The sequence below is a fragment of the Lactococcus sp. dk101 genome (assembly GCF_009601055.1).
GTDB lineage: Bacteria > Bacillota > Bacilli > Lactobacillales > Streptococcaceae > Lactococcus.
In genome coordinates this window covers 1-8,791 of the sequence record NZ_WITI01000025.1, presented here as the reverse complement: position 1 = coordinate 8,791, position 8,791 = coordinate 1, and the positions used below count along the sequence as shown (strand labels likewise).

Annotated in this window: 9 protein-coding genes; 4 read left to right on the top strand and 5 right to left on the bottom strand. The window is 33.5% G+C overall.

Annotation, left to right across the window (positions count from 1 at the left end; translation table 11 throughout):
* Positions 1-506: 506 nt before the first annotated feature.
* The 3 genes from GHI45_RS11010 to GHI45_RS11000 are packed head-to-tail and all read left to right on the top strand — an operon-like array spanning position 507 to position 2,303.
* The gene (locus GHI45_RS11010) at positions 507-1,007 is read left to right on the top strand and encodes an RNA polymerase sigma factor (protein WP_153497454.1); all 501 of its coding nucleotides are present in this window, start codon (positions 507-509) and stop codon (positions 1,005-1,007) included.
* Positions 1,008-1,020: 13 nt separating this feature from the next.
* Complete coding sequence (locus GHI45_RS11005; RefSeq protein WP_147780893.1) at positions 1,021-2,106, top strand: anti sigma factor C-terminal domain-containing protein; 1,086 nt, start codon at positions 1,021-1,023, stop codon at positions 2,104-2,106.
* A gap of 23 nt (positions 2,107-2,129) precedes the next feature.
* Entirely contained in the window at positions 2,130-2,303 is a 174-nt protein-coding gene (locus tag GHI45_RS11000) for a hypothetical protein (RefSeq protein WP_153497453.1), read from the top strand.
* 145 nt (positions 2,304-2,448) lie between these two features.
* Here the strand turns inward: GHI45_RS11000 and GHI45_RS10995 are convergent, their stop codons facing one another.
* From GHI45_RS10995 to GHI45_RS10980, 4 genes are all read right to left on the bottom strand, one after another.
* Entirely contained in the window at positions 2,449-2,997 is a 549-nt protein-coding gene (locus tag GHI45_RS10995) for a recombinase family protein (RefSeq protein WP_147780894.1), read from the bottom strand.
* 143 nt (positions 2,998-3,140) lie between these two features.
* The gene (locus GHI45_RS10990) at positions 3,141-5,459 is read right to left on the bottom strand and encodes a glycosyl hydrolase family 65 protein (protein ID WP_147780895.1); all 2,319 of its coding nucleotides are present in this window, start codon (positions 5,457-5,459) and stop codon (positions 3,141-3,143) included.
* A gap of 98 nt (positions 5,460-5,557) precedes the next feature.
* Positions 5,558-7,093, bottom strand: a complete 1,536-nt coding sequence (locus GHI45_RS10985; RefSeq protein ID WP_147780896.1) for a PTS transporter subunit EIIC — start codon at positions 7,091-7,093, stop codon at positions 5,558-5,560.
* A gap of 37 nt (positions 7,094-7,130) precedes the next feature.
* Positions 7,131-7,610 carry a PTS glucose transporter subunit IIA gene (locus GHI45_RS10980; protein ID WP_147780897.1) on the bottom strand — a complete coding sequence of 160 codons (480 nt, stop codon included), beginning with the start codon at positions 7,608-7,610 and terminating at the stop codon, positions 7,131-7,133.
* Positions 7,611-7,754: 144 nt separating this feature from the next.
* Here GHI45_RS10980 and treR point away from each other — a divergent pair, with 144 nt between their 5' ends.
* Complete coding sequence (treR, locus tag GHI45_RS10975) at positions 7,755-8,468, top strand: trehalose operon repressor (RefSeq protein ID WP_147780898.1); 714 nt, start codon at positions 7,755-7,757, stop codon at positions 8,466-8,468.
* Between the two features lie 68 nt (positions 8,469-8,536).
* Here the strand turns inward: treR and GHI45_RS10970 are convergent.
* A partial coding sequence (locus GHI45_RS10970; RefSeq protein WP_153497452.1) for a DDE-type integrase/transposase/recombinase occupies positions 8,537-8,791 on the bottom strand: 255 nt, incomplete at its 5' end.

Genomic DNA, 8,791 nt, shown 5'->3' with positions numbered 1-8,791 from the left:
CTTTAAAATGTTCACTCTCAGGAAGTGATTTCCGGTGATATTTCATCAAGTCTTTTGAAGTTCCAAACTCCCTAGCAAGTTCAGATAATGTGTAATATGTCTTTTCCATTCCCCAGCTCCTTTCGTCAATGGCGAGCACAGCAAGTGTATACTCACTTGCTGGTAAATTACCATACCCCGGTAAAACTATCGTTCCCCAGGGTATGCCCCTATTTTACCATCTTTTGGGGAATCCCCAAACCCCTTTAGTAAAATGTTGTCTTTCTTAAATAAATTAAAAAAAATAAATATTTTATGCTATACTCAGTTCATCAAAAAGTAAGATTCGATATTAAAGATATGTAACACAGATAATGCCCTAGGCGGAAATGAGAAAATGTTTTTATTGTATTTTGAATTAAAATGAACCTATAAAAAATTGAAACAGAAGTTCAAATTACCACGAAATTTTTATAAAAAATGTAACCAAATTAGATTTCATTCGTTATATAAGTGAGGAGGATATTTTGGATGTTAAGGATTATGAAGAAGAATTAAAAAATTATTCAATCGAGGTAATAAATTGGCTCATTTCAAAAGGAGTTAAGCCTTATGATGCTCAAGATGTGGTTCAAGATGTTTTTATTAAAATGCTTGAGACTGACTTATTTATACCACCATCAAGACTTAGAAGTTGGATGTACCGGGTTTCATTAAACATATACATTGATCTTTATAGGAGAGATAAAAAGTACCAAATTATTCTAGACAGTTTAAAAAAAGAATTCCATGAAATAGAGATTAAAGAACCGAAAACAATGGATATTAATCCCTTTATTAAGCAATTGAATACTGAAGAACAGGAGCTTTTAAAAAATTACTATTATGATGAAATGTCTGTTAAAGAAATTGCCAAATTAAAAAATTATTCCGAAAGTAAAGTTAAAACTTCCCTTTTTAGATCAAGAAAGAAGCTAAAAAAATTATTGAAGGAAAGTAACACGGATCTTTCTGAGTGGAAATTATAGGGGAGGATAATAAATGAAAAATTTAGATAAAGAATTTATGAAACTTGCGAAAAGGAACAAGCTAAAAAGAAGGCTTATTACAATTGGAATATCTATATTAACAACTCTTGTAATTCTTTCGGGACTTGGAATTTGGAGAAGTAGTTATTTACAAGAACAGAACAAAAAGGTCTCAGAGATGGTCAATATTTATTCAGAAATCTCTGCTCCGAATACTGTATCAACCATCACAGGTACTAGTCAAGGATTGTTGAGTGGTTCTTATACATTATCCTCTTACAAAAATTTAGATGGAATTCCTGTACCATTAGGAACAAGGGATATTAATTATGGATTTTCATTCTCCAATAAGATGTGGTGGCTAGCAGTAGGGAATGAGGATTATGTCCCCGGTGGGACAATAGAAAACATTTCATATCGGGAGGGTCAGAAGCGGCCACAGTTTTACCAGATTTCTTTAGCTGATGCGAAGATTATCGGTACTAAAGAAAGCTTTCCTCAAGAAATAAAAAAGTTAGAACAAGTTTCTGATTATGTTTCCGAAGTAGCGATTACATTTGATAAACCGTACACCTATAGGGAAATACTTAAAATGGTTCCAGATAATCTATTACTTAACTGGTTGTCTCTGTCAAGAAGCGTTGATGCTACTTATTACGAAAGTTACCCCATTGATATTGGTATTAGTACAACAATTAACACATATTCTAAAGATGGAATATATTATGATGATGAGAATGGAAGTTCAGTAAAACTTAATCAAAGAGAAGTATTATCTTTACCTGGGGATGCTGGAAGCAATGGCATTGTAAATGATGGAATGTATAGTGACTTTGTTGCAGCTGTAAAACGTTCCATTGATTATGACGCCAATGACGAAACTAGAATAGAATTAAGTAACGGAGACGATTTTTATCCCTATAGAGATGCTGTAAAACAAGTGAAGAAATATCCAAAGCTGGATGATGCAACGTTCTCAGGAATTATTCTATCGGGAAGAAATGAGAACTTTAAACAATTGCAGAATAAATCATGGATAGCAGCAAGCTCTATCGGAGCAACAACGAGATACTTTTCGTATCTTCCAACTACAAAATAAAGGTTTTAAGAAAAGGAGAGGCTATGAATTTAAATCAGTCGACACCAACACCACCAATTCCAACAGGACCCAATCACTCAATTAAAACGCAAGAACGGGGCTATCAGTCAATTGAAGAACGTTTAATTGTGGATGTGAATAAAGAGTATAAAAAAATAAAAGAAAAGAAGATTAAGACAGAGCAACACGAATTGTAATGTCATCTTTATATCATTAACGTTGTTAGTTTATCTTGTTATAAAAAGCGACATTATAAATTAAGTGGTTCTGTCAAAATGTTAAAAACCAAAAATGAAAAATAAAAAGCATAGCTCAAAGCGATGCTTTTTTATCGATTTATCCTTATTGGAACCTTCTTTTTAGTGTCGCAACACTAATTCCTGTTTTTCGTTCAATCATCCGATAGGTCATTCCTTGTTGGCGGAGTTCTCGAGCAAATTCAATCTGTTCTTTTGAATATTTTAAAGGTCGCCCTTCTTTAAAGTAAGGATCATTTTCTCGAGCATAGTTCCTTCCCTCTTGGGTTCTCGTCAGTATCATATCTCTCTCAAATTGAGCAAAAGCAGAAAAAATGGTAAAAGTGAGTTGACCAGTCGGTGTGTCGTCGATGATTCCCATATTAAGAATATTAATCTTAACTCCTTTAGAAAATAAACCCTGAATAATTTCTAAAGCTTCTCGTGTATTTCTAGCAAATCGATCTAATTTAGTAATAATCAATGTATCATCGGAGCGGACCATCTGAAGAATCTTCTCAAATTCAGGTCTGTGAGTTGTTGTTCCGGTCATTTTTTCTTGATATATGACCTCTGCGCCAGCATCTTTCAATAATTCAAGCTGTGTTTCTAACTTTTGATCAATGGTACTGACTCTTGCATATCCAATCTTCATTCTATTCTCCATTTATAAGCTTTAGTTGTGAGCTGTTAAAAGCCCAATAATACTAGTATACACTAAAACAGCTCATAACTTATAAGTTATGAGCTCGTTCAGTGTATATTTTCGTTTATAGTTTAGATTGTTAATCCAACTATTTACTGTCTATCAAACTGATACACTTTATTTGCTTTCAAATTATGGGCATGTTCATATACAATGACACTAATTGGTTCATTAGGGGTTAATAGCACGTGATTACTATCAATCTCTATTTTTATTTTAGTGCCTCTAAACAATTGAGTGAGTTTAACATTTCTCCAGCTTATTGGAAGTTTAGGAGATATACAGAATTGACCATCTCTCATATCGACCCCACAAAATTCATTTTGTATCACTTTAAGGGTCTCTCCCATTACCCCGAGATGAATTCCTTCCGCTGTAGTCCCCCCTTGGATGTCCCTATAATCTGAAGCAATTGATATTAGTAATGTATCAAAAGCATCTTCTAATTCTCCCAAATCAATGCTAATCCCACTAAATACTGGTCTCGATATTGTTGAACCATGTACGGTAAATTCTAAATAATAATCTCTATTTGCTCTTACCCAGTTTTCAGAAAGATTGTATCCTAATTGTTCTACAATCGTTTTTACTTTAGAACTTCCTAAATTATATAAAGCCATAAGGGTGTCTGCTTGTTTAATAACCTTATAATCATTTGGAGAAAGGTTTTCTGATTTTAATAGTCTATCAATTCTATGTATATCTCCATATTTTTCTTTGTAGTAGGAGAAATTAACATTTTTTAAATCAAAGAAACTATCATATTGTTCAATTACACTCTCTGAATTGACGTTGAGGTGTATTTTTTTAGAAATTTCCTTAGCCTTAACAAAGAATGAGTCATCTATCGAGAATCTCTTCATGAGATGATTTTCTAAAGAAAGTAACCAATTAATTTGCCATACCAACATTATATTAGTGTAAGCATTATCTTTAATTCCTCCTTCTTTACCGGGATACGCCTCATGATATTCGTCCGGTCCCATAACTCCTTCAATATGATAGCGTCCATCTTTTCCTTTTTCAGCCTTATTTATCCAAAATTTTGTTGTTTCAAGAAGAAGTTCCAGTCCTCCTTCATCGAGTATAGTTTCATCCCCAGTATACTGGATGTAAATCCATATGTTATATACAACTGCCAAAGATACGTGGCGCTGACGTCTGCTATTGTCACTTTCCCACTTATTGTTTACGGTGTTTAAGTGGACGAGTTGTGATTGTTCATCCCCATATAATCCTGACTGCCACGGATACATTGCCCCTTCTTCACCATCAATTAAAGCATTTTTCTTAGCTGCTGATAACCGTTTTATACGATATTTCAGTAAATCTTTAGCTGTCTTTGGATCGTTAGCAGCATAATATGGTAACACTAGCAATTCATCCCAAAAAATATGTCCCCTATAGCCCTCTCCTGTCAATGCCCTAGAACCAACAGAAACATCCAAATTCCTGTTGGCATTATGTTGTGCTGCTTGCCTAATATGAAATATATTCATACGGGTCAAAACTTGTAAATCTTTACTATCCGAATCGATTTTGACATCCCAATCTCTCCAAACACTACTCCAATAGATTTCATTGTTTGAGATAATATTTTCTAGGCTCAAGCTAACCATGTCTTTAGAAACTGAATTAAAAGGATCACTATTTTCATTACTGGTGTACAATACAATAATTTTTTCGAAGTTGATTTCTTTTCCAGAGTACAGGGTATCATCGTATTTTTGAACTATTTTATTAGAATTATCGTCCTTTACAGTCTGTAAAATATGCTTATCTACCCAGGTACGGGAACCAATAGATATATCGATGTTGGTTGTTAAAGTTTTAACTGTCATAATATCACCATTGATAATAACAATATCAAATTCTTTACTATTAAAATCACGATAACGTTCAACATTTTGGTTTAATATTTCACCATCTATAAGGCTCTCTATTCTTATTTTTGCATCAAAATTAGAAATAATCGTCCCTTTAATACCTAATTTATGGAATTCAATAGGATCTACATATTTTGTTGTTTTTAAGGTGAGTTCACCTTCGTCTACCTGAACAGAATAATTATCAATTTGTACTCCGTTTTTGAAGTCTATTGTACTTTCTCGCTTAGTAGTATTCTTATCAAAGTCTACAAGTATGTTATTAATATAAATCTTCATTAACTGTGGATTAGGAAGATTCACTAAGTCTTCATTTATGACATCTCTCCCTGAAATTTCTGTTTTAGTTTGATTGAAAACTCCTGCGATGTATAAACCTGGATAATGGTTTTCGGAGTATGATGACCAAATTGGTGCACCTCTCCACCCAATATAACCATTCCCTAAACTCATTAGTGATTCTTGTCCATAGGAACGTTTTCCGGTTGCATTATTATTATAAGTAATAGCCCAATCTGAATTCATTTTTTCTCCATATCATATATTTAATATTTAAATTCACTATTAAAGTGATAATAGAAATATTGTTTAAAAAAAGGATTAGGAATTCCTAATCCTTTTTTTTAAGCTGCATCTTTAAATATATTTTTCTTTTCTAGCCCTGCTCCCATTTCATCTGAATCCTTATATCCAAAGAACCAGACTAACATGAACGAAACGGCCATACAAATCAAAGAAGCGATCCAGAAAATAGTCAGGTTTCCTGCGGGAGCTTCATGAGTAATAGGGTTTGAAATAAAGTTAGGGAAACCAACCAAAGAACCGGAAAAGCCAAACATTTGTAATCCCATAAACCCGGCTACACCTGCTCCAACAGCTGCTCCAATTGAACTCATTATAAACACACGAATGTATTTCAAGTTAATCCCGTACATTGCCGGCTCGGTAACACCACAAAATGCAGAAATTGCTGCTGGTGCTGCTAATCCTTTTAATTCTTTCTTACGGGTTTTGAAGAAAACAGCTAGTGCTCCAGTGCCTTGAGCCAACATTGTAAACGATACAATCATATTAAGAGATGAAGCCCCAGTTTCTGCAATTTGTTGAGATATTAATGGAACAACAAGCCAGTGAAGACCAAATATAACTAAACATTGGTAAAATCCACCTACTATAATACCAGCTAAACCTAAATTCAAACCAAGAATGACATCAATTAATTTTGAAACTCCAGATGAAATTGTTGAAATTACTGGACCTACAAATATCAATACAACAGATGAAGCTACAAAGAATGTAATCATTGGTTGGAAAATTGGACGAAGTGCAACTGGAAGATGATTTTTAAGCCATGAATTTAGAGGCTTTGCAATAGCAACGGCTACAATAACAGGGAAAATAGAATATGCATAGCTTGGTAAGTTTACTGGAATACCAAAGTAGCTAGTATTAAATGTGACGCCAAATAATTCTCCGATAACTTGTGGCGCTGCAATGATTTGATCTCCCGATATCGTAGCCTGTGTCAAGGGATTGAGGCCAGGGGCAATCATGAATGCTCCTACTGAAGCACCGATAAAGGGCAGCGTTGTATCTTTAGGAGCAAGCTGTTTTGCGGCTGAAAATCCCACTAAAACAGGTAGGAAGTAAAATGGAGCCATGGCCATTGTGGAGATAATTGTATATGTGGATGATGCTGGATCCAATAGTTCGAAAATATGATTGCCTTTTGCAAACATACTTAAAAGACCATTGATCATACCACCTGCAGCTAATAGGCCAATTATAGGAATCATAGATCCAGTAATAGTACCAATAACGACTTGAAATGCATGTGCTATTGGATTTTTATTAGAATCATGAGTGTCATTAATTTTATCACTTTGGCTATCTCTAGATTTATCATAACTAAGTTGTTTGATTACCTCATCATACACATCTTCTACAGTTTGACCAATAATGACTTGATATTGGTTTAAGTTCTGATTGTATATGGCCCCTGAAACACCAACTATTGACTCAATCTTTTTAGTATCTGCTAAATCTTTTTCTTTTAGAGTAAATCGCAATCTTGTAATGCAATGAATTACATTTACGATATTATCTTGTCCCCCGACTCCTGATATGATATCAGAAGCCATATCACTATATTTAGACATTATTTTCTCCTTTAAAAATTTTTTGAAATAAATAATTTTAGAGCACTACCGCGGTTCCTATTTCTTCTCCTCCTTTTACTTCTTTATAATCTATCAATAACTCTTCTTTCTGCTTCAAAGAGCTTGTGAAAGTAATAATGGTTGTTTTATCTAGTCCTGCTTCATCAACGTTATTCCAGTCAACAGTTCCTATGGGGTCACCACCCTTTACTTTTTGACCCGCCTTAATATTAAATGAGAAGGGTTCTCCATTGAGACTTACGGTGTCTAGCCCCATATGCAACAGAATTTCTAATCCGTCATTTCTGGCAAAACCAATTGCGTGTCCTTCAACAAATAATACTTTACCAGTTATAGGAGAAAGAATTTCAGAGCTTTCAGGTTCTATTGCAAAGCCATCTCCCATCATTTTCTTAGAAAAAACAGGATCGGATACTTCAGAAATATTTACTAATTTCCCACTGAATGGGGAATATATTTTATCATCCACACTCTTCTCCTTTTTTAAAAAGCTCATAAACTCCTCCTCTTTTATAATAAATACAATCGCTTTTTTGTTCTTGTTGTACGAACAAGTTTATCTACAAAACAATAATATCACATGTAAACGCTTTAGTCAACTCGCTTGTAATTATATGATTCTTTTTGTTATAATTTATTCATGAAAAAATATGAAAAAATTGTTAAAGAAATAAAAGAAAAAATTTATTCTAATACATACCAAGCTGGAGAAGTTATACCAAGTGAAAATGAATTAGTAAAAATATATAGGGTTTCGAGATCAACAGTAAGACAAGCACTCAAAATTCTTTCTGATAGTGGATTAATACAGCGAAGGCATGGTTATGGAAGTACAGTTATAGACAGAACTATACTGAGTTTCCCTGTTAATGGATTAACCTCATACAAAGAAATGAAAGAATTGCTAAACTTTGAAAGCAGTACTGATGTGGTAAAGTTTGAAAAAATTAAAATAAACGACGAAATTGCTAAAATAACTCTACTTCCAGAAAATGAATTGGCTTATCTTATCTTACGAAGAAGAGAAATCAATGGAATCTTCTCCATCTTAGATAAGGATATATTTTTATGTGAAGTAGCAAAGGGGTTAACAAGAAAGATAGCTGAGGATTCTATTTATGATTATTTAGAGAACACACTGAATTTAAATATATCTTATGCTCAAAAAGAAATTACCGTCGAGTCAGCCAAGGATATAGATAGAAAATATCTATCTATAAATCCATCCGAAAAACAAATTGTCTCTGTTAGTTCACATGTTTTTTTATCAGATAATACTTGCTTTCAATATACTGAGAGTCATCACTTAGCAAATAAATTTAAATTTACCGAATTTTCAAGACGTAAAAATTAAAAGGAAGATCTAAGTGGTTCTGTTGCAAAGTTAAAAAAATAAACAAATCTATCTTATCCTTGTATTTACTAGACTTGGATACCCATCAGTTCCTTAATTTCATTACAAACCGAAAAGCCGAAGAGCGTTCCATTTCTTCGGTTCTTTTTGTATATTCCTAGAATTGTCTCCATTCCTTTTATCGTGGTTGAGGCAGTGCGAAGACTTCGATAAAATTTGTTACGACGTTTAATTGAACGGTGATCTTGTTCAATTAAATTGTTTAGATACTTAACAGTGCGATGCTCAGTCGTAGGATATGGATTATCCACCTGTAGTTTCCT